Origin of the sequence: Streptococcus sp. HMSC078H03 (assembly GCF_001808655.1) — a bacterium.
Lineage (GTDB): Bacteria > Bacillota > Bacilli > Lactobacillales > Streptococcaceae > Streptococcus > Streptococcus salivarius_G.
Window position 1 is genome coordinate 36,171 of sequence record NZ_KV794086.1, and the last position, 21,166, is coordinate 57,336.

Sequence of the window (21,166 nt, forward strand, 5' to 3'; positions counted from 1 at the left end):
CAATAATATTCCCATAATAAAGCATATTTATGCTATAATAAAGAGTAATTGTATCAAGGAGAATATGACTAATGGATTTAATTCGCGAAAAAGTATTTGTTAACCGTTACCACTATGATGTTCGTAACCATGAGTGGGAAAAAGAGAATGGTGTTCCTAAAACAAATGTTGAAGTAACTTTCCAGTTGCACAATAAAGATGAAGAAGCTAACAATACGTCTGTTGTAGCTGTTTTGCAATTTATGATTGTCCGTGATGAGTTTGTTATCTCAGGGATTGTTTCTCAAATGGACCACATTCAAAACCGTATCGTCAATGAACCAAAAGACTTTTCACAAGAAGAAGCAGAAGCCTTGGCTGCACCGCTCTTGGATACGCTTCAACGTTTGACTTATGAAGTAACTGAAATTGCCTTGGATCGTCCAGGTATCAATTTGGAGTTCTAAGATGTCTCTTGCAGTTATTACGGACTCATCGGTTAATCTCCCTGCTGAAATTCAGGGTCATGCTGATGTTTATGTTTTAGATATTCCGGTCATCATTGAGGGGCAGCCTTTTGTTGAAGGAAAAAACTTGGATGTCAATCAGTTTTATGCGCAAATGGCAAACTCTGAGGAACTGCTCAAGACATCACAACCAAATCTAGCTGACTTGGATAACTTGCTTATGGAGTTGGAGGCGGAAGGTTATACCCATGTCATTGGGCTTTTCCTTTCTTCAGGAATCTCTGGTTTTTGGGCTAATAGTCAGTTTTTGATTGAGGACCATGCCAAGTTGAAGATTGCTTTTCCTGATACAAAAATCACAGCAGCTCCTATGGGAGCCATGGTGAGAAACGTTTTGCATTGGTCAGCTCAAGGGGTGTCTTTTGAGAACATTTTGAAGAAGCTTGAGGAGCAGGTTGACCAAACGACGGCTTATATTCTTGTGGATGATCTTAATCATCTGGTAAAAGGTGGTCGTTTGTCGAATGGTTCGGCGATTTTAGGAAATCTTTTGTCTATCAAACCTATTTTGAATTTTAATGACGAAGGAAAAATCGTTGTTTTTGAAAAGGTGCGTACAGAGAAGAAAGCTGTGAAACGTTTGGTTGCCCTAGCTGAGGAAAATCGTGAAATGGAACTTAGTATCCTTCACACGAATGCTCCTGAAAAAGCTGAAGATTTTAAAAGACAGCTAGAAGCACAGGGAATTAGCGTTTCAACAGTGGTATCCTTATGTGCCGTAATTGCGACACACTTGGGTGAAGGAGCACTAGTGTTAGGTCTAACACCTAAATTTACCAAATAAGTACTATCCATCTGGGGTGGGGCTTGTCTATGATTAAGATCAATAGAGAGGAAAAATGACATGTCTATTAAAGTTATTGTTGCTGGATTTAAAGGAAGAATGGGTTCAACTGCGGTTGAAATGGTCAAGGGAGATGACGAATTGACTTTGGCTGCCTTGCTTGACCCATTTGCGACAGAAAAAGAAGTGGACGGTGTTCCTGTCTTCACAGATAAAGCGGATTTGGTTGGCTTTGACGCAGATGTCTGGGTGGATTTCACTATGCCAGCTGTTGCCTATGAAAATACTCGTTTTGCTTTGGAGAATGGTTTTGCACCAGTTGTGGGTACCACAGGATTTACTGAAGCACAAATTCAGGAATTGACAGACCTTTCTAAAGACAAGTCTATTGGTGGTTTGATTGCACCTAACTTTGCTATTGGTGCTATCCTTCTTATGAAGTTTGCGGCAGAAGCTAGCAAATATTTCCCAGATCTTGAAATCATTGAGCTTCACCATGACAAGAAAAAGGATGCGCCTTCAGGTACAGCAGTGAAAACAGCTGAACTTATTCGTGAGGTTCGCGAAACGAAACGTCAAGGTGCTGAGGATGAGGTGGAAACACTTGCTGGAGCACGTGGTGCAGAGTTTGATGGTTTCCGTATTCACAGTGTACGTTTGCCAGGACTTGTGGCTCACCAAGAGGTTATCTTTGGTGCTCAAGGAGAAGGTTTGACCTTGCGTCATGATTCTTATGACCGTATATCCTTTATGGGTGGGGTTAACCTCGGTATTAAAGAAGTGGTTAAACGTGATCAGCTTGTTTATGGTTTGGAACATTTACTATGAGATTAAGTTATTTGCCTTCTGAGTTTCAGAAGGCTTTACCAATATTAGAGAAGATTAAGGCTGCGGGTTTTGAGGCTTACTTTGTTGGTGGTTCGGTACGAGATGCCCTTCTTAACCGCCCCATTCATGATGTAGATATTGCTTCGTCTTCATATCCTGAAGAGACCAAGCAGATTTTCGAGCGTACGGTGGATATCGGTATTGAGCATGGGACCGTTTTGGTCTTGGAAAATGGCGGTGAGTATGAAGTGACGACCTTCCGAACAGAGGACGTCTATGTAGATTACCGTCGTCCGTCTAGCGTGTCCTTTGTGCGTTCATTGGAAGAAGATCTTAAGCGTCGTGATTTTACAGTCAATGCTTTTGCTCTTAATGAAAATGCTGAGGTTATCGACAAGTTCAATGGTCTAGCTGATTTGGACAACCGTGTCTTAAGGGCTGTTGGTAAGGCTGAGGAACGCTTTAACGAGGATGCCCTTCGTATCATGCGAGGACTACGTTTTGCCGCGAGCTTAGACTTTGATATCGAAGAAAAGACTTTTCAGGCTATGACCAGCCATGCCCCACTTCTGGAAAAGATCTCGATTGAGCGAAGTTTCATCGAGTTCGATAAGTTGCTTTTGGCCCCACATTGGAAAAAGGGAATCAAGGCACTTCTAGCGACTAAGGCTTATCAGTACCTTCCGGATTTTCAAGAAACTGCTGAAGAATGGCAGTCTTTTGTGGCAGACTATGTGGAGGACTTTAGATTTACAAGTTCTGAACAGGCTTGGGCGGCAACTCTTTTGGCTCTCAAGCATGATAATCCACGCTCTTTCCTAAAAAAATGGAAGACGTCTGTTAATTTCCAAAAGACAGTTCAGTCCTTGATTGAGATTTTCAATTTCCGTTTGGAGAGAGTCGTGACTAAACAAGATGTTTATCAGTATGGTAAGGAGCTCTTAGAAGCGGCTGAAACTTTGAGACAGGCTCAGGGCTTGGACGTCGATTATGAGCGTATTGCCGATTTGGATGGTCAGTTGCTCATCCATGATAAGCACGAAATCGTTGTGAATGGTGGCACGCTGATGAAGGAGCTAGGATTCAAACCTGGTCCGGACCTTGGACGTGCACTTAAAGCCATTGAAAATGCCATCGTTGATGGGAAACTAGCTAATGACAAGGAAGCCATTATGGCCTTTGTTCAAGCGATGAAATAAGTCTACGGACGTTATAAAAATGACACACCGCTACAGAGCATGCGTAGGATCCGTAGCGGTGTTATTTGTAAGAAGGAAGTAAGATGTCAGATTTTATTGTTGAAAAATTAACCAAGTCCGTTGGAGATAAGACGGTTTTTAAAGAGATTTCATTCATTATTCATGATTTGGATCGTATTGGGATTATTGGTGTCAATGGGACAGGTAAGACAACCTTGCTAGATGTTGTCTCTGAGCGTATTGGTTTTGATGGTGATGTGTCACCTTTCACTAAGGCTAATGGCTATAAGATTGCTTATTTGACTCAGGAGCCAGAATTTGATGATAGCAAGACAGTGCTTGATACTGTCTTGTCATCAGACCTTCGTGAGATGGCTTTGATTCGTGAATATGAAACCCTTATGGCAGATTATTCTGAGGAGAATCAATCTCGTTTAGAGAAGGTTATGGCTGAGATGGATAGTCTTGATGCTTGGTCCATTGAGAGCGAGGTTAAGACGGTTTTATCTAAGCTAGGATTGTCAGACCTCTCGCAAAAGGTCGGGGACCTCTCAGGTGGTCTTCGTCGCCGTGTGCAGTTGGCTCAGGTTCTCTTGAATGATGCAGATCTCCTGCTCTTGGATGAGCCAACCAACCATTTGGATATTGATACTATTGCTTGGTTGACGAATTTTCTCAAGTCTTCTAAAAAGACGGTACTCTTTATTACCCACGACCGTTATTTCTTGGACAATGTAGCCACACGTATCTTTGAGTTAGACCAGGCTAATCTGATTGAATACCAGGGGAATTATCAAGACTATGTGCGTCTAAAGGCCGAACAAGATGAACGAGATGCAGCAGCTCTTCACAAGAAAAAGCAACTCTATAAGCAGGAGTTGGCATGGATGCGAACGCAACCACAGGCACGTGCGACCAAGCAACAAGCTCGTATCAATCGTTTTAAGGAGCTTAAGGGTGAGGTTCACCAAACGGTTAATAATGACGATCTTGAAATTAATTTTGAGACTAGCCGTATTGGTAAGAAAGTAGTGAACTTCGAGCATGTCGATTTTGCTTATGAAGATGGCAAGCAAATTCTCAGTGATTTCAATCTTATCATGCAAAACCGTGATCGTATCGGTATTGTTGGGGATAATGGTGTCGGGAAATCGACCTTGCTCAATCTGATTAATGGTGACCTTGTGCCTACAGCTGGTGTCCTGGATATTGGTGAGACGGTACGTATTGGCTATTTCTCGCAGCAAATTAAGGACATGGATGAGAGCAAGCGTGTCATTAACTACTTGCAAGAAGTTGCAGATGAGGTTAAGACAACGGTTGGGACAACCAGTATCACAGAGCTCTTAGAGCAATTCCTTTTCCCTCGTTCTACCCATGGGACACAGATTGCTAAGCTCTCTGGTGGGGAAAAGAAACGTCTTTATCTACTTAAGATTCTGATTGAAAAGCCTAACGTTCTGCTCTTGGATGAGCCGACAAATGATTTGGACATTGCGACTTTGACGGTTTTGGAAAACTTCCTTAATGGTTTTGGCGGCCCTGTCGTTACCGTAAGTCACGACCGCTATTTCTTGGACAAGGTGGCTAACAAGATTCTAGCCTTTGAAGAGGGTGGTGTGCGAGAGTTCTTTGGTAACTACACTGACTACCTTGATGAAAAAGCCTTCTTCCAAGAGCAAGCAACCCTCTTAGAGAAGGAAAAAGAGCAAGCTAGCGCTAAAGTTGAGAAAGTCAAAGAAGACAAAAAACGCATGAGCTACTTTGAAAAACAAGAGTGGGCGACCATCGAGGATGAGATTGCTGACCTTGAAGCTAAAATCGAAGAGATTGAAGCAGCTATGCTTGAAAATGCTAGCGATTATGGACAGTTAGCTACCCTTCAACGTGATTTGGATGCTACTAACGAAACTTTACTTGAAAAGTATGAACGCTATGAGTATTTGAGTGAGCTAGAGGGATAAGCTCTTTAGTAATCAAAGTATGACAAAAGCCTTGCATATGCAAGGCTTTTTTATGTTTATGTAGTGTCTAGTTTCTTCCTACCACAAGCGGAATGAAAAGGAGAGGACTGAAACACCCGTAAAGATAATTAAGGAAGCTACTAAGCGCCCAATAAGAAATGCTGAGAAAAACGGAGCGCTAAAGAGCAAGAGCCCAAATACCAAACAAATCAAGGCGACTGACAGGGCAGGTTGTCCTGAGAAACCGAATTGACGTTGGCGATAAGCTTGAAAGCCTTGTGTAAAGGCTGAGACAAGAAGCCACCAAGCGATAATGGTTACAGCTACACCTGAGAGTACCCATGCTGATGTTGATAGCAAAATAATTCCAAAAACAATGGAAATGATACTCTGAAGTAGTTGGAAGAAGGAGCGGTTTTCGTTATCTCGTTTAAAATAAACCATGAGACTTGAAACACCAGATACCAGCATTACTAGGGCAAATAGCCAACCAACGATGGCAAGAAGATTTGTAGGATTAGCGAAGAAAAAGACACCCAAGAGTGTAATGAGAATGCCACTAATCAATGTAAAACTTTTCATAGGATACCTCTTATTAATTTTTCTTAATACTACTATGTAAGTATCAAATTGTCAAACAAAGACCCCGTTTAGAGTGGCTTGATGTGATAAGTGTAGGTGGCAGCCTTTCTGGTTCTCGTAGCTACCTGACGACCTGTTTTTTGGAAGAGGTGTTTAAAGCGGCGCAAGAAATTTGTGGAATCCATCTTGAGGTAGTCCTCATTAAAGGTACCAAAAAGTTGACGGTAGGTGGTCAAGGTGTTTTCCTCGGGCATAATGGAAAGGATAGTTGGATAGTATTCGAGTCGCCCCTTGATACGTTCCATAGCCGTTAAGAGGATTTCCCAGTGGTCAAATGCGAGGTCATCGTGTGAGAGTTGCTTATCGCCATCAACAAGTTGCAGTTGACCGTCTACCATGGCGATGTCTAACCAATGCGTAGATGCTGCATCGTCGGCAGCTTTTTCCACTTGAATGTCATTAAAGGTCATAAAGCAGAGATAAGCCACTGTAATGGTCCACATTCGAGGATCACGATAAGGTGTTCCCACTGTAATGAGTTGCTCAATATGATCAGGGTCGAGTTTAACAGATGTTTCCTCCTGTACTTCGCGACAGACAGCTAGATTGAGGTCTTCTTGCTCCTGAACGAAGCCACCACTGAGGGCGTATTTCCCCATGAAGGGATGGTTTTTTCGCTTGATAAGTAAGGTTTGGACTCTTCCTTCATAATAGCGGAAGATGACTGAGTCAACGGTCACTGAGGGCTTAACGTACTTATCTATCTCTTCTCGCCGATAGATGTCCAAAAACTCCTTTTCACTACCAGAGTTTTCGAAGGTTTTAGTCATAGGTTTCCTCCTTTATTTATTGTAAGTTCAATGATTGCTTTACACCAGTCTTCTAAATCTCGATGTGTAGACGTTCCTTGATTGCTTTTTTGGCATTGTGGTAGTTGTCCGCAAAGAAGCTGTCGCTATTACTATTTTCCCCTAAAATAACGATTTTATCCTTGAATGGTGATAGGAGGTTTAAGAGATGCTTGGTAAACCAGTCACGTGTTTGATTATCGGCCATAGTCATGTCACGGAAACCATCATCTACATAGTTTGATTTTGGAAGGATCACAAAAATCAAATCCCATTTTTCACGGGCCTGAGTTACCTGATAGAGACGATCCAACATGTCGAACTCTTCTTGGGAGATATTTTCTTTCAAATAGTAGTCGATATAGACCTTAGTGACTGTTGAATTGGTATCCGCAAAGATAAGTCCTGAGTGTTGCCCCTTGTCAATGATATCAGAGGTCTGGGCATATTGATCTGTTAGGAGGTGAATATAGTCGTTGGTATCTAACTCGTCATCTCGTACATTATACTTTTCTTGATATTCCCTAGCATATTCCAGAGAGCAGGGAGCATTGTAAGTGCGGGCCAAATCCTTAACAAGAGTAGTCTTTCCACCACTAGCAGAGCCCACAACAAGGACCTTGCGCGTAAAGTGGCGACGGAAAGGCTTGGTGATAAAACGCCAATTTTCCATCGGATTGTCGCGAATCTCAGTAGCAGAGATATTGATAATAGAACGTTCGATGAGTTCTACCTGAGCTTGAGGGTAATAGCGATTGAGCTCAGTCACATACTCTGGCTCTCCAACATAGAAGGTAATCTTTCCAGGATCATCCGTATTCTTAGCGATAAGCTCTTTGACACGATTTACCCAAGGCACCCAGCCTTCAGGATAGGCTGGCATCCCAGCTTCGTCTAGTTTATCCACAACGACTAATTCATCATCATAGAACACTTCTCGAACATAACGGAAACGTCGATTGAGTGATAGGCCTGCGCGTGTCCCACGATCTTCTTGTGTGTTGCTGCCACTTACGATGACAAGCACATTGTCATTAGCGCGTTTTGCCTTGGTAATGAGGTCAACGTGTCCAACGTGCATTGGAGCGAAAGTTCCAAAAACAATGCCGATGCGCTTTCCTGATAATTGTTTTCTTTTCATAAAAAATGATCCTTTTTGAGATTTAGTAAAATTACTAAATTAATGATAACATAGTTGGGAATCTTTGTAAATGTAAAAATAGTAAATTTACTAAATTGTTTTTTTACCCATTTTAGCCTTAAAGTTCAAAAAAAGTTTAAAAAATTTTGGAGAAAAACCAGAAAAATAGAATCCGCTTACATTGTTGAATTGATAACATTTTAGGATTAACTAAAAAAAGAGAGGTCACTTGTTATGTCACAAAACCTAACATAAAAATCAAAAAAATAGCAGAAAATACTTGACAAGAAGATTCTGAAAATTTATACTATTCATGTAATTAAATTACTAAGGTAATTATTTGAAAGGAAACATTGATATGACAACAGGTAAAGAGTACGTTGCTAGCGTTTTTGAAAAAGTGAAAGCTCAAAATGGCCATGAGGCTGAGTTCCTTCAAGCAGTTGAAGAAGTTTTCGATTCACTTGTTCCTGTCTTCGATAAATATCCTAAATATATTGAAGAAAACCTTTTGGAACGTTTGGTTGAACCAGAACGTATCGTTTCATTCCGTGTGCCATGGGTTGACGATAAAGGACAAGTACAAGTAAACCGTGGTTTCCGTGTACAATTCTCATCAGCTATTGGTCCTTACAAAGGTGGTCTTCGTTTCCACCCATCTGTAAACCAATCAATCATCAAATTCCTTGGTTTCGAACAAATCTTTAAAAACTCATTGACTGGTCAACCAATCGGTGGTGGTAAAGGTGGATCAAACTTCGATCCTAAAGGTAAATCAGATAACGAAATCATGCGTTTCTGCCAAAGCTTCATGACTGAATTGAGCAAACACATTGGTGCAGATACAGACGTACCTGCAGGTGATATCGGTGTTGGTGGACGTGAAATTGGTTACCTCTACGGCCAATACAAACGTCTTCGTAACGAGTACACAGGTGTTCTTACTGGTAAAGGTTTGAACTGGGGTGGATCACTTGCTCGTACAGAAGCAACTGGTTACGGTGCTGTTTACTTTGCAGAACAAATGCTTAATGCACGTGGTGAAAACTTTAACGGTAAAACTGCAGTTGTTTCAGGTGCTGGTAACGTTGCCATCTACGCTATCGAAAAATTGCAAAGCCTTGGTGCTAAAGCGGTGACATGTTCTGACTCATCTGGTTTTGTTTATGATCCAGACGGAATCGACGTTGACTTGTTGAAAGAAATCAAAGAAGTTAAACGTGAACGTATCGTTAAATATGCGGAAGCTCGTCCAAATGCAACCTTCACACCTGCTGGTGGTGAAAAGACAGTTTGGTCAGTTAAAGCTGACTTGGCATTCCCATGTGCAACTCAAAATGAATTGGATGAAACAGATGCAGAAACACTTGTAGCAAATGGTGTATTGGCTGTTTCAGAAGGTGCTAACATGCCATCAACTTTGGGTGCTATTGATGTCTTCCTTAAAGCTGGTGTATCATTTGGTCCTGCCAAAGCTGCTAACGCTGGTGGTGTTGCTGTATCAGCACTTGAAATGGCACAAAACAGCGGACGTACACAATGGACATTCGAAGAAGTTGATGCTAAACTTTACGATATCATGAAAGGTATCTACGAAAATGCTGCAGCAGCTGCTAAAGAATTTGGTCATGAAGGTAACCTTGTTGTAGGTGCTAACATTGCTGGATTCCTTAAAGTTGCAGATGCTATGTCAGCTCAAGGTATTGTCTAATTAAGAAACAATTACCGCTAGCCTCTCAATAAAATAAGAAAAGAAGCCTGCGGGTTTCTTTTTTTGTATAGGAAGATTTATACTAGGATATTTTGCTTAGACAGATATGGGGGAGGAGTCCAGTGCTTTTTTGGTATAATGGGCTTGTGTGAAAACTCTTTTTAGAGCAGACTTTATGAAATAGAATAAGAGAGGAATAATTGTGAGTGTTGAAAAGACTCCCTGTGGGGCAAAAGAGAAGAAGTTTACGAATCAGACAATCCTTCTAATAAGCTTTTTGATTAGTATAGTGTCAATACTGCCCATGTTCTTTTTTAGGGACAAGCTTTATGGTGATGACATTGTCTTTCACATTAACCGACTGTTATCCTTAGATACTGTCTGGAAGGGTCCTATCAATTTTACCACTAACGGAGGGACTGGACAGTTAATCAATACCTTTTATCCCTGGTTGACCTATTATCCTATTTTTTTAATCTATAAGCTGACTCAGTCAGTCTTTGTAGCCTGGATGAGTTTTCAATTTCTTGTTCGCTTTGTAACCTGTTTACTTAGTTTTTACGGATTACGTTTATTGAAATATTCTGATAAACAGGTGATGATATTTGCTACCTTTTATCTCTTTTCGGGTTATTTCTTGCACAATTCTTATTATAGGGCAGCCGTTGGCGAAACGCTGGCGATGATTTTTCTACCTCTAGTTTTCGTTGGTGTCCGATTGATAACATTTGGAGATTATAAGAAATGGTGGGTCTTGACCCTTGGGATGCTTGGCTTAGTCTATTCCCATGTTTTATCGGTCCTTTTGGCTTCCCTTATGATTTTCTTAGCAGTGGTAACTAGTTTTTGGACATGGGGTGATAAAAAAGAACGTATCCAAGGATTTCTTAAGGCCACCTTAGTCACTCTGAGTATGTCGCTAGCTTTCTTTGTTCCTATGATAGAGCAATTCAAGTATGTCACCCTACGAACGACTTTTAAACCACTCCTATCCAAGACTGCTTTAAGTCTGGTAGACAACTGGGAGCTTATTCTAAGAAGCGATCTAAGGACTCCGTCAGTTAATCTTCTCTATCTTGTGGGCCTAGTTCTAAGCTTAATCTTTGCTAAGCGTTTTGTGAAGGCTAGAGAAGCTAGAATTTACCTTTTTATTTCTCTTGTTTTAGCCTTTTTAACCTTGAAGAGTTTTCCTTGGCAGTTATTACAGGAGAGTCCAGTGTCCAACCTTCAATTTCCTTGGAGATTATGGAGCTTTGCCTTGCTTTTCTTCAGTTTAGCCTTGGCGAATATCTTGGAAAATATGTCTATGAAGGCAACGACGATGCTTGTCTTGATGGGTCTTTGTCTGAATATGTTTCAGATTGTTACTGTCCAAGATAAGATGACTAAAGCCAAGAATATATTGCCAAGCAATATAAAAGTCACAAGAGAAATGTTGGCCAAGGGAACTTACAAAAATATAAATGGTGATTATACTAATAAAGAGGTACCCTTTGGCTTTGTTTTTGACAAATACCTGTTCTTGGATAATCAGGAAATTAAGTCAACGATTAGTCGTACCTCAAATGAACTAAGACTTAAGGTAAACAACGAGTCAAAAGAAGCTAAGGTCTTGTCGCTACCAGTTTTCTACTACAAAGGACAAGAAGCGAGAATTGATGGGAAGCGAGTAACTACTTACTTAGCTAAGGAAAAGAATCCAACTAATCTAGTCCTACCATCAGGTAAGCATGGTGTCGTTTTGACCTATAGCTATACCCCAGTTGCCAAATTGGCAATGGGTGTTTCAACTATTAGTCTTTTGGCGTTTATTGGTTATTTGTATAGAGTGAAGAAAGATGACTAAAAAGAAGCCTGCGGGTTTCTTTTTTTGTCTGTTTTACTAGAGGGTAGGCCTTTTGATATAATAGGTCAAGATCATTAATATGAAATTGAAAACCTTTGGTTTCGATAAAAGAAGGGTATATGATTTCATAGTTTAGATAAGAAAAGGGAGTAAATAGATGATAAAAACTATCGTAAAGGATGTCTTTTTCCTTGGACAAAAATCGACAGAAGCGACTAAAGAAGACCTCTATTTGGCTAAAGATTTACGTGATACACTGGAGTTTCATAAGGATGCCTGTGTGGGTATGGCTGCCAATATGATTGGCGTTAAAAAGCGTGTTATTATCGTCAATATCGGTTTTGTTAATCTAGTTATGTTTAATCCTATTTTAGTCAGCAAGTCCTCACCTTTTCAAACAGAGGAGTCTTGTTTGTCATTAGAGGGAAGTCGTCCAACAAAACGTTATGAGTCGATTGAGGTTGCTTATTTAGATGAACAATGGATGCCTAAACAGTTAAGTTTTTCTGGCATGCCAGCCCAAATTATTCAACATGAATTGGATCATTTGGAGGGGATTATTATTTAGATAGCCTAGCCCAAGTGGGCTAGGTTTTTGAGTTCAAATCCTTAATAATCATAGTTATGGGAGTGAGAGTGGAAAGCAATTTTTTTCTCACTCTTTTTTAGTTCTCATAAGAACTTTTTTCTTGACATTAGTTCTCATAAGAACTAAAATAGTTTCCATGAGAATTATTCAAGGAGGGACTTGCGATGCATGGAAAAGATACTTTTAGTGAATTCAGAGAATTCATCAATACTATGGAATCTCGCGTGCAAGAGTTAGGAAAGGTCCATGGGGTTGAGCATTTAGCTGGCCCTCAAGGATTTGCTGTCAAGTATTTGTCTGACAATCAAGATAAAGAAATCTTTATCAAAGACATTGAAAAAAGACTATGTATTTCTAAATCAGTGGCTAGTAATTTGGTCAAACGAATGGAAAAAAATGGTTTTGTTGAGTTGGTGACATCGGACAAGGATAAACGCTACAAGTATGTTCATCTGACAGACTTAGGTAAAAAGAAAGCTCGAGATGTCAAACATTTTCGAGAGGCCATCCATGAACAGCTGTTAGAAGGTATTTCCAAAGAAGATGCTGAAACAGCTTTCCGTGTCTTTCACCAAATTCGTATGAATTTAGAAAAAAATAAGGAGTAACTTATGTTTAAAATTTTTAAACGTTTGACGACAAAAGAGTTAATCATGATTGTCTTAGTGGTGATTTTTGTTTGCTTGAACGTCTATCTAAACTTGAAAATTCCAGACTATATGTCTGATATTACGACACTCTTATCAACTAAGGGAACTAAAGCGTCGGATATTTTTGCCTGGAATACAGATGCCCCAGGGATGCGAATGCTTTTAATGTCATTTGCAGGCTTTATGGCCTCTGTAGTTGTTGGTTTCTTAGCTGCCAGAACAGCGGCAAGTTTTACCACCCGTCTTCGTGATGATATCTTCCATCAGGTTCTAGATTTTTCGGATGCTGAGATTAAGAAATTCTCAATTCCTAGTCTTTTGACCCGTACGACAAATGATATTACCCAATTGCAGCTGGTACTTACCATGGGGTTACAGGTTATTACACAGGGGCCTATCATGGCCATTTGGGCGATTACAAAGATTGCCGATAAAAATGGGAACTGGCTCCTTGCCTTGCTTGTCGCTGTGGCAGTGATTGCCATTCTCATGCTCTTCCTCTTGATTATGGTTATGCCTAAGCAACGCTTGATTCAAACTCTGACCGATAAACTGAATAGCGTAACGCGTGAATCTCTTACAGGAATTCGTGTGGTGCGTGCCTATAACGCTGAAAGTTATCAAGAGGATAAATTTGAAAAGGCCAATACTGATTTGACCCAAAACAACCTCTTTATCGGTCGTTCTTTTGCCTTACTGACACCCGTGATGACTGCTGTATCAAGTGGTTTGACACTGGCTATTTATTGGATTGGTGCGCATTTGATTGAAGATGTTAAGATTCCAACAGATCCAACTAAGATTGCTGGTGCCATGGAAAATAAGGTCCATCTCTTCTCAGACATGGTGGTTTATTCATCTTATGCCATGCAGGTTGTTATGGGATTCATGATGATGATTGTTGTTTTCTTCCTTCTTCCACGTGCAGTTGTAGCAGCTAGTCGTATCAATGAAGTTCTAGATACCCAATCGTCAGTCTCTTACCCTGAAAATAGTTCTGAAAAACCTAAAGAAGTGGGTACTGTCGAATTTGATGATGTTTCCTTCCGTTATTCTGAAACTTCAGAGCCTGTTTTGGAGCATGTTAGCTTCAAAGCTAAAAAAGGTGACACGGTGGCCTTTATTGGTTCGACTGGATCTGGTAAATCAACGCTTGTCAACCTTATCCCACGTTTTTATGATGCCACGCAAGGAATGATCAAGGTTGACGGTGTCGATGTGCGACATTATGACCATGAAACCTTGCACAATATAGTCGGTTATATTCCACAGAAGGCAGTGCTTTTCTCAGGTGATATCACGTCAAATATGACGATGGGAACGAGCAATAACAGTCCTCTTGATGATGCTAAGATTTGGGAAGCTCTCGAATTGGCTCAAGGAAAAGACTTTGTTGAAAATAAAGAAGGTCAACTTAAAGCAGAAGTTGCCCAAGCTGGGTCTAACTTCTCAGGTGGACAGAAGCAACGTTTGGCTATTGCGCGTGCTTTGGCACGTAAGCCTGAAATCTTGATTTTCGATGATTCCTTCTCAGCCTTGGATTATAAGACCGATCGTAAGTTACGTCAAGAATTGGCTGAAAAAACACAAGATATGACCAAGTTGATTGTTGCTCAACGTATCTCTACTATTATGGATGCGGACCAAATCTTGGTACTTGACCAAGGTAAGGTCGTTGGTCAAGGAACTCACAAGGAACTCTTGGCAGATAATGAGGTTTACCAAGAAATTGCCTATTCACAATTGTCTAAGGAGGAGTTAGAAAATGGAAAATAAGCCAAAAACATCATCCTATAAACGCTTAAAACCCTATATTAAAGGTTTCCAAATTCCGTTTGTCCTTGCGATTTTTGGAGCAATTATTTCAGCGGTCATTACAGTTATTGGACCAGATAAGCTTAAAGAAATTACCAATACTATTACTGAAGGTATCACACCTACAAAAATGGGGACGATTCCAGGTATTGATTTGGACAAGGTAGCAGGTATTGCTATGACCTTGGCTGTTCTCTATGCCATTTCAGCGATTGTGGGTTACTTACAAAGCTTTACCGTTGCGACGGTTACACAACGCTTTTCACAACGTTTCCGTACAGCTATCCAAAAGAAAATCAACGGTGTTCCTCTTAATTATTTTGATAGTCACTCTCAAGGGGATACCCTCTCTCGTGTGACCAATGACGTTGACCTTTTGGGACAATCGCTTAGCCAAGGGTTAGGTACCTTGATTACTTCAAGTGTTCTCTTGGTGGCAGCCATTATTATGATGTTCTACTCAAATGTCACTATGGCTTTCACTGCGATTGGTTCAGTCTTGATAGGGTTTGTTCTAGTAGCCTTCATCATGGGCTTCTCACAACCCCTTTTCAAACGCCAACAAGAAAATTTGGCTAATATTAATGGTTATATTGAAGAAATCTACACAGGTCAAGCAGTCGTAACGAGTTACAATGCCGCTCAAGAAAGCAGTCAGGCTTTCAAGGGGCTTAATGATAAACTCTATAAATCGATGTGGCAATCACAGTTTATCTCAGGTATTATGATGCCACTTATGATTTTCATTGGGAACTTTGGTTATGTCATGGTCTGTCTTGTAGGTGCTATCAAAGTTATTGATGGTAGCTTGACGATTGGTGATGTGGTAGCCTTCATGACCTATGTTCGTATCTTCTCCCAACCTCTTTCTCAAATTGCACAAGGGATTACACAACTCCAATCAGCTACTGCAGCCATTGGTCGTATCTTTGAATTTTTGGAAGAAAAAGATATGGACGACGAGTCAGCTAAGACAGCCGAGTTGACAGATACTAAAGGTCAAGTAGTCTTTGACCATGTTTCCTTTGGTTATACTCCTGAAAAGACTATTATTCATGACTTTTCAGCTCTTGCTAAGCCAGGTCAAAAGATTGCGATCGTTGGTCCAACGGGTGCTGGTAAGACGACTATTGTTAACCTGCTTATGAAGTTCTATAACATCGACCAAGGTCGTATCACCATTGACGGTGTGGATACTAACGACATGAAGCGTGAGACCGTTCATGATCAATTCTCTATGGTACTTCAAGACACTTGGCTCTTTGAAGGTACTATTCGTGAGAATTTGATTTACAACCAAGAAAATATCTCTGACGAGCAAGTTGTTGCTGCAGCTAAGGCTGTAGGTGTTCACCACTTCATCACCACACTTCCAAAAGGTTATGATACTTATTTGGATGATTCTGTGACCTTATCGGTTGGACAGAAGCAGCTCTTGACCATTGCGCGTGCGCTTCTTAAGGACGCCCCTCTTCTTATATTGGATGAAGCGACCTCATCAGTTGACACCCGAACAGAAGAATTGATTCAAAAAGCCATGGACAAGCTTATGGAAGGTCGGACTTCTTTTGTCATTGCCCACCGCTTATCAACCATTCGAAATGCTGACCTTATCCTTGTCATGAAAGATGGTAACATTATTGAACAGGGCAATCATGATGAGCTCATGGCAGCAGATGGTTTCTATGCTGATCTTTATAATAGTCAATTTACAGAAGAAGTTGCCTAAACTTTTCTTATAAAATTATAAGATTTTACAAAAGGCCATAGAACGTATGACTGTCAGTCATACGTTTTGTGTTATACTAAAAAAAACAGACAGATTAGGAGATTATGATGCAATATCGCAAAGCAAGACTAGACGAAGTTCAGGAAGTTGCACAAGTATGTGCAGATGCCTTTGAAGATTACCCCTATCTTTCAATGATTGCCAGTAATTTAAAGAAGCCTGAACAGTATAAGGAATTTGTCTTAGCCTTGCAGGAAATATTGGTGCGTTTGGCGATTAAACGGGACTCATGTTTGGTGGCTGAAAAGGACGGTCGCATTGTTGCGGCAGCTATTTTACAGCATCAGACGATTTCTATGCTTAACTATCTCCAGAACGGAGCGACCAAGCTTTTCCGTTTTATAAGCATCACTAAGTTGTTCAAGTATTTTAACTTTGTTGAAGAGTCTGAAAGACATCTGGAAGATTCTGCGGAATATGACTGGTACCTGATGATGTTGGCAGTGACTCCAGATTATCAAAGAAAAGGGATAGGGAGTCGCTTCTTGCTTGAAGGGGTTGAACCCTTTGTACGTAGTACAGGAGGTCACAGTCTTGGCTTGATTACCAATCGCGATTACAATGTACCTTTCTACGAGAAAAATGGCTACAAGCAATGTGGTTATAAGGTTTTGACTTATGAAACACACAAACTAGGCAACTGGCCTTTTGTCAAATCGCTTGATGAATAGTCGAGTGCTAATGAAACTTAGATAACTAAAAAAAATCCGGCTTCGGCTGGATTTTTTTCTTAGCTTTAGAGTCCTTCTTGTCTGGCTCATTCCTTAATTTTAAGCCTAACTATGCTATAATTAAGAAACGCTATTAGAGGAGGTTTATATGTCAACTCCAAGTATTTATGGGGAATATGCTCAGTATCTCCCCAAGATTTTACAAGAAATAACAGACCCAATTATTGCGGCTAATATTACTAGCAAAAAAGAAACAGGCTTTAAACTCTATGAACATTTTATTTCACGAATCAAAGAAATCGATTCTATGCGTGAAAAGTGTCGTAGGAAAAATTTGCCTGAAACCAGCCAATCTGCCCTCAAGGAAATTCGTGACAGTATTGGTATTCGAATCGTTTGTGGCTTTGTCGATGATATTTACAAAACTATTGATGTCATCAAGGCTATCCCTGGCGTTTCTATCTATAATGAGAAAGATTATATTTTAAATGCTAAGCCCAATGGTTATCGTTCTTACCATCTCATTTTGGAAATCGAAACCGAGTTTCCAGATGTGCTAGGAAATGAGAGAGGGACCTATTTTGTTGAGGTTCAGCTACGGACCATTGCTCAGGATTCCTGGGCCAGTTTGGAGCATCAGATGAAGTACAAGCATGACATCAAGAATCCAGAAATGATTACCCGTGAGCTTAAGCGTTGTGCGGATGAATTAGCTTCATGCGATTTGACCATGCAGACCATCCGTAACTTAATTCAAGAAGGAGGGGACTAGAATGGCTTTGAAAATTCTACTAGCTGAGGATGAAGAAGCTCTTTCTCGAGTTTATAAGGCAGCCCTAGAGCATCAGGGTTATGAGGTGGATCAAGCATTCAATGGGCAAGAGGCAGTAGACCTAGCTGCACAGAATGCCTATCAAGTAATGATTATGGATATTATGATGCCTATCAAAACAGGTATTGAGGCCCTGAAAGAGATTCGCTCCTCTGGGGATAGGACGCATGTCATTATGTTGACAGCTATGGCTGAAATTGATGATCGTGTGACCGGGCTTGATGCTGGGGCAGACGATTACTTGACCAAGCCTATTTCCCTGAAGGAACTTTTGGCGCGTTTGCGCTCATTAGAGCGTCGTGTGAGTGAGAGCTTCACAGCCAAAATTTTGACTCTTGGTTCTGTTCGTTTGGACCAAGAAGAGCAGGAGTTGGTAGCTGGGAACGCCATTCGACTTTCAAGCAGAGAGACCAAGTTAATGGCCCACTTTATGCTTAATCCTGCCAAGAAATTAACGACTGAGCACCTTTTTAAGACCGTCTGGGAGGATGAGGAGGATGTGGATGAGTCGATTGTCTGGGTCTATATATCCTATCTGCGTCAGAAATTGCAAGCCATCCAGGCCGACATCAGCATTCTTGGTGAAAAAGGAGGCGACTTTTGCCTTCTCGCCAATTAGAGAGGAGTAGCTCATGTTTAGACGTTTACGACTTCAATTTATTACGATTGCTTCCTTGGCTATCCTCTTTATCTTGGTCTTTACGGTGGGAATCATCAATACTGTGAGGTCCTTTCAGACGGAGCAGGAAATTAGTAAGGTTCTCAACACACTCACAGAAAATAATGGTAGTTTTGGAAAAACTAAAAAAATTGAGACCAATCAAGGGCGTGAAATTCCATCAGATAGTTTTCGTTTTTTCAGCGTGACCTTGTCTGGTGATGAAGTGGTCAGTCAGGACACCAGTCATACTTCCTTGATAAATGATGAAGAGGCCGCTACTTATGCCCGTGCAGCTAGCCGAATGACAGGCACTCTTGGAACCATTAGAGAAAAAAATATCAATCTCAGTTATCAGGTTAGTAAAGTCAGCAAAAATAAGATCCTTGTGGTCTTTCTGGACACAACCTCTTATTATAATTCTTCCCAAGCCTTGTTAAGTCTTTCTATCCTTTTATCAATGTTTGGCTTTATCTTTTTTGTCATCATTGTCAGTGCCTTATCAGGAATTGTCATTCGTCCCTTCATTCGAAACTACGAAAAGCAGCGACGTTTTATTACCAATGCCGGTCATGAATTAAAGACACCATTGGCCATTATTTCTGCTAATACTGAGCTACAAGAACTCATGACTGGAGAGAACGAATGGACCAAGTCGACGAACGACCAGGTGGCACGTTTGACCACTCTAATCAATTCTCTTGTAGCCCTATCTCGTCTGGAGGAGCAGCCGGATATTGTTCTTCAAGATGTAGATTTTTCCTATATTACTGAGGATGCAGCAGAGGACTTTAAGGGGCCTGTTGTCCGAGATGGTAAATCTTTCGTTATGGACATCACACCGGATATTCATGTGAAAGCAGAGGAAAAGTCCCTCTTTGAACTTGTAACCCTCCTTGTGGATAATGCTAACAAGTATTGTGATCCAGAAGGGACAGTAACCGTAAGGCTCCGTCAGATTGGAAGGACACGAAAACGGGCTCGTTTAGAAGTATCGAACACCTATAAAGATGGTAAGGATGTTGACTATAGTAAATTTTTTGAACGTTTTTATCGTATTGAAGAATCCCATAATAACAGAGAACACAAGGGTTTTGGTATTGGCCTCTCTATGGCTCAAAGCATGGTCAAATTATTTAAAGGTCGAATCTTTGCCTCTTATAAAAATGACACCATCACCTTTACGGTCATCTTGTAAGGATATTTTTTAAATATTTGACTAGGTGAAAACCCTAATTTATGATAAAATAGTAAGGATGAAGATTTAGTGTTTTCTTTGCAAAAAAGAAACCATTTTCCTATCCTAATCATAAAAAGGAGATGCTCGAATGAGCCCCCTTAACCACCTTAAAAGGCTGGTAATGGATGACTTAGGAAAGATAAATCTCAGCTAAGAATCAAATCATAAAACAAAATAGTTAATAGGGAGAAATCATGGCAGAACCAAAATACAAACGTGTCCTCATTAAGCTTTCAGGTGAAGCTCTAGCTGGTGAACGAGGTGTTGGGATTGATCTTCCAACTGTCCAAGCTATGGCTAAGGAAATTGCTGAGGTAGCGGATTCAGGTATTCAAATTGCTCTAGTTATCGGTGGCGGTAACCTTTGGCGTGGGGAACCTGCAGCTGAAGCAGGAATGGATCGTGTTCAAGCGGACTATACTGGAATGCTTGGAACAACTATGAATGCCCTTGTTATGGCAGATAGTTTGAAACAACTCGGTGTTGATACACGTGTTCAGACAGCGATTGATATGAAATCTGTGGCAGAGCCTTATATTCGTGGTCGTGCCCTTCGTCACCTTGAAAAAGGTCGTATTGTTATCTTTGCAGCAGGTATTGGTTCACCGTACTTCTCAACAGATACAACAGCGGCTCTTCGTGCAGCTGAAATTGAAGCTGATGCTATTCTTATGGCTAAAAACGGCGTTGATGGTGTCTACAATGACGACCCTCGTAAAAACGCTGATGCTGTCAAATTTGATGAATTGACACACGTGGAAGTAATTAAACGTGGTTTGAAAATTATGGATGCCACAGCTTCTACCCTTTCAATGGATAATGACATTGACCTTGTTGTCTTCAATATGAACGAACCAGGAAACATCAAACGTGTTATCTTTGGTGAACAAATTGGAACAACTGTATCTAACAAAGCAGAATCACACAAATAAGAAAGAGAGAATTTATGACAAACGCAATTATTGAAAAAGCAAAAGAACGTTTCGCCCACTCACACGAGTCATTGGCCCGTGAATTTGGATCTATCCGTGCAGGCCGTGCCAATGCATCACTTCTTGACCGCATCACTGTAGAATACTATGGTGCTCCAACACCACTTAACCAATTGGCTTCAATCACTGTTCCTGAAGCACGTGTCCTTTTGATTTCACCATTTGATAAAGGTTCAATTGCTGATATCGAACGTGCAATCAACGAATCTGATCTTGGTATTAACCCAGCTAACGATGGTTCTGTTGTGCGCTTGGTTATCCCAGCACTTACAGAAGAAACGCGTAAAGAGTTGGCTAAAGAAGTGAAAAAAGTCGGTGAAAATGCTAAAATCGCTATCCGTAACATCCGTCGTGATGCTATGGATGAAGCTAAGAAGCAAGAAAAAGACAAAGAAATCACAGAAGATCAATTGAAATCTTTGGAAAAAGATATTCAAAAAGCAACTGATGACGCTGTTAAGAAGATTGACAGCATGACAGCAGAAAAGGAAAAAGAACTCCTTACTGTTTAATCAATAGAA

20 protein-coding genes are annotated in these 21,166 nt (G+C 40.6%); 17 read left to right on the top strand and 3 right to left on the bottom strand.

Going from position 1 to position 21,166, the window contains the following annotated elements:
* Window positions 1–71: 71 nt before the first annotated feature.
* The 5 genes from HMPREF2607_RS02840 (at window position 72) to HMPREF2607_RS02860 (ending at window position 5,281) form a co-directional block, all read left to right on the top strand.
* Entirely contained in the window at window positions 72–446 is a 375-nt protein-coding gene (locus HMPREF2607_RS02840) for a DUF1149 family protein (RefSeq protein WP_002885550.1), read from the top strand.
* A 1-nt stretch (window position 447) separates the two neighbouring features.
* Window positions 448–1,290: a DegV family protein gene (locus tag HMPREF2607_RS02845; RefSeq protein ID WP_070475706.1), complete on the top strand. Its 843-nt coding sequence runs from the start codon at window positions 448–450 to the stop codon at window positions 1,288–1,290.
* Between the two features lie 60 nt (window positions 1,291–1,350).
* Window positions 1,351–2,118, top strand: a complete 768-nt coding sequence (dapB, locus tag HMPREF2607_RS02850; RefSeq protein WP_037601855.1) for a 4-hydroxy-tetrahydrodipicolinate reductase — start codon at window positions 1,351–1,353, stop codon at window positions 2,116–2,118.
* Window positions 2,115–3,317: a CCA tRNA nucleotidyltransferase gene (locus tag HMPREF2607_RS02855; protein ID WP_070475710.1), complete on the top strand. Its 1,203-nt coding sequence runs from the start codon at window positions 2,115–2,117 to the stop codon at window positions 3,315–3,317. Before dapB ends, HMPREF2607_RS02855 begins: the two co-directional genes overlap by 4 nt.
* Before the next feature lie 83 nt (window positions 3,318–3,400).
* Window positions 3,401–5,281 carry an ABC-F family ATP-binding cassette domain-containing protein gene (locus tag HMPREF2607_RS02860; RefSeq protein WP_070475713.1) on the top strand — a complete coding sequence of 627 codons (1,881 nt, stop codon included), beginning with the start codon at window positions 3,401–3,403 and terminating at the stop codon, window positions 5,279–5,281.
* 78 nt (window positions 5,282–5,359) lie between these two features.
* On the opposite strand, the gene HMPREF2607_RS02865 is transcribed toward HMPREF2607_RS02860, so the two are convergent.
* The 3 genes from HMPREF2607_RS02865 to HMPREF2607_RS02875 form a co-directional block, all read right to left on the bottom strand.
* A complete protein-coding gene (locus tag HMPREF2607_RS02865; protein WP_021144633.1) occupies window positions 5,360–5,863 on the bottom strand; it encodes an HdeD family acid-resistance protein in 504 nt (167 codons plus the stop codon).
* Between the two features lie 68 nt (window positions 5,864–5,931).
* Entirely contained in the window at window positions 5,932–6,693 is a 762-nt protein-coding gene (locus HMPREF2607_RS02870) for an NUDIX domain-containing protein (RefSeq protein WP_070475716.1), read from the bottom strand.
* Between the two features lie 52 nt (window positions 6,694–6,745).
* Window positions 6,746–7,852: an AAA family ATPase gene (locus tag HMPREF2607_RS02875; protein ID WP_070475719.1), complete on the bottom strand. Its 1,107-nt coding sequence runs from the start codon at window positions 7,850–7,852 to the stop codon at window positions 6,746–6,748.
* Between the two features lie 358 nt (window positions 7,853–8,210).
* Between HMPREF2607_RS02875 and gdhA the strand changes: the two genes are divergently transcribed.
* From gdhA to frr, 12 genes are all read left to right on the top strand, one after another.
* Window positions 8,211–9,563: an NADP-specific glutamate dehydrogenase gene (gene gdhA, locus HMPREF2607_RS02880; protein ID WP_002885547.1), complete on the top strand. Its 1,353-nt coding sequence runs from the start codon at window positions 8,211–8,213 to the stop codon at window positions 9,561–9,563.
* Between the two features lie 598 nt (window positions 9,564–10,161).
* Window positions 10,162–11,409, top strand: coding sequence for a YfhO family protein (locus HMPREF2607_RS02885; protein ID WP_261674263.1), 1,248 nt, complete (start codon window positions 10,162–10,164; stop codon window positions 11,407–11,409).
* Window positions 11,410–11,566: 157 nt separating this feature from the next.
* Window positions 11,567–11,977 carry a peptide deformylase gene (locus HMPREF2607_RS02890; protein WP_014633963.1) on the top strand — a complete coding sequence of 137 codons (411 nt, stop codon included), beginning with the start codon at window positions 11,567–11,569 and terminating at the stop codon, window positions 11,975–11,977.
* Between the two features lie 185 nt (window positions 11,978–12,162).
* Window positions 12,163–12,606: a MarR family winged helix-turn-helix transcriptional regulator gene (locus tag HMPREF2607_RS02895; RefSeq protein WP_002885568.1), complete on the top strand. Its 444-nt coding sequence runs from the start codon at window positions 12,163–12,165 to the stop codon at window positions 12,604–12,606.
* A gap of 3 nt (window positions 12,607–12,609) precedes the next feature.
* Window positions 12,610–14,424: an ABC transporter ATP-binding protein gene (locus HMPREF2607_RS02900; RefSeq protein WP_070475726.1), complete on the top strand. Its 1,815-nt coding sequence runs from the start codon at window positions 12,610–12,612 to the stop codon at window positions 14,422–14,424.
* Window positions 14,414–16,192, top strand: a complete 1,779-nt coding sequence (locus tag HMPREF2607_RS02905; protein ID WP_070475729.1) for an ABC transporter ATP-binding protein — start codon at window positions 14,414–14,416, stop codon at window positions 16,190–16,192. The genes HMPREF2607_RS02900 and HMPREF2607_RS02905 overlap by 11 nt, the downstream gene beginning before the upstream one ends.
* 107 nt (window positions 16,193–16,299) lie before the next feature.
* Window positions 16,300–16,923 carry a GNAT family N-acetyltransferase gene (locus HMPREF2607_RS02910; protein WP_070475733.1) on the top strand — a complete coding sequence of 208 codons (624 nt, stop codon included), beginning with the start codon at window positions 16,300–16,302 and terminating at the stop codon, window positions 16,921–16,923.
* Window positions 16,924–17,071: 148 nt separating this feature from the next.
* A complete protein-coding gene (locus HMPREF2607_RS02915) occupies window positions 17,072–17,695 on the top strand; it encodes a GTP pyrophosphokinase (protein WP_070475736.1) in 624 nt (207 codons plus the stop codon).
* 1 nt (window position 17,696) lies between these two features.
* Window positions 17,697–18,374 (top strand): response regulator transcription factor, encoded by a 678-nt coding sequence (locus tag HMPREF2607_RS02920; RefSeq protein WP_070475739.1) that lies wholly within the window; start codon window positions 17,697–17,699, stop codon window positions 18,372–18,374.
* Between the two features lie 13 nt (window positions 18,375–18,387).
* Window positions 18,388–19,611 carry a sensor histidine kinase gene (locus HMPREF2607_RS02925; protein ID WP_070475742.1) on the top strand — a complete coding sequence of 408 codons (1,224 nt, stop codon included), beginning with the start codon at window positions 18,388–18,390 and terminating at the stop codon, window positions 19,609–19,611.
* 236 nt (window positions 19,612–19,847) lie between these two features.
* Complete coding sequence (gene pyrH, locus HMPREF2607_RS02930; protein ID WP_002885551.1) at window positions 19,848–20,585, top strand: UMP kinase; 738 nt, start codon at window positions 19,848–19,850, stop codon at window positions 20,583–20,585.
* Between the two features lie 14 nt (window positions 20,586–20,599).
* Window positions 20,600–21,157 carry a ribosome recycling factor gene (gene frr / locus HMPREF2607_RS02935; protein ID WP_014633971.1) on the top strand — a complete coding sequence of 186 codons (558 nt, stop codon included), beginning with the start codon at window positions 20,600–20,602 and terminating at the stop codon, window positions 21,155–21,157.
* Window positions 21,158–21,166: the final 9 nt, after the last annotated feature.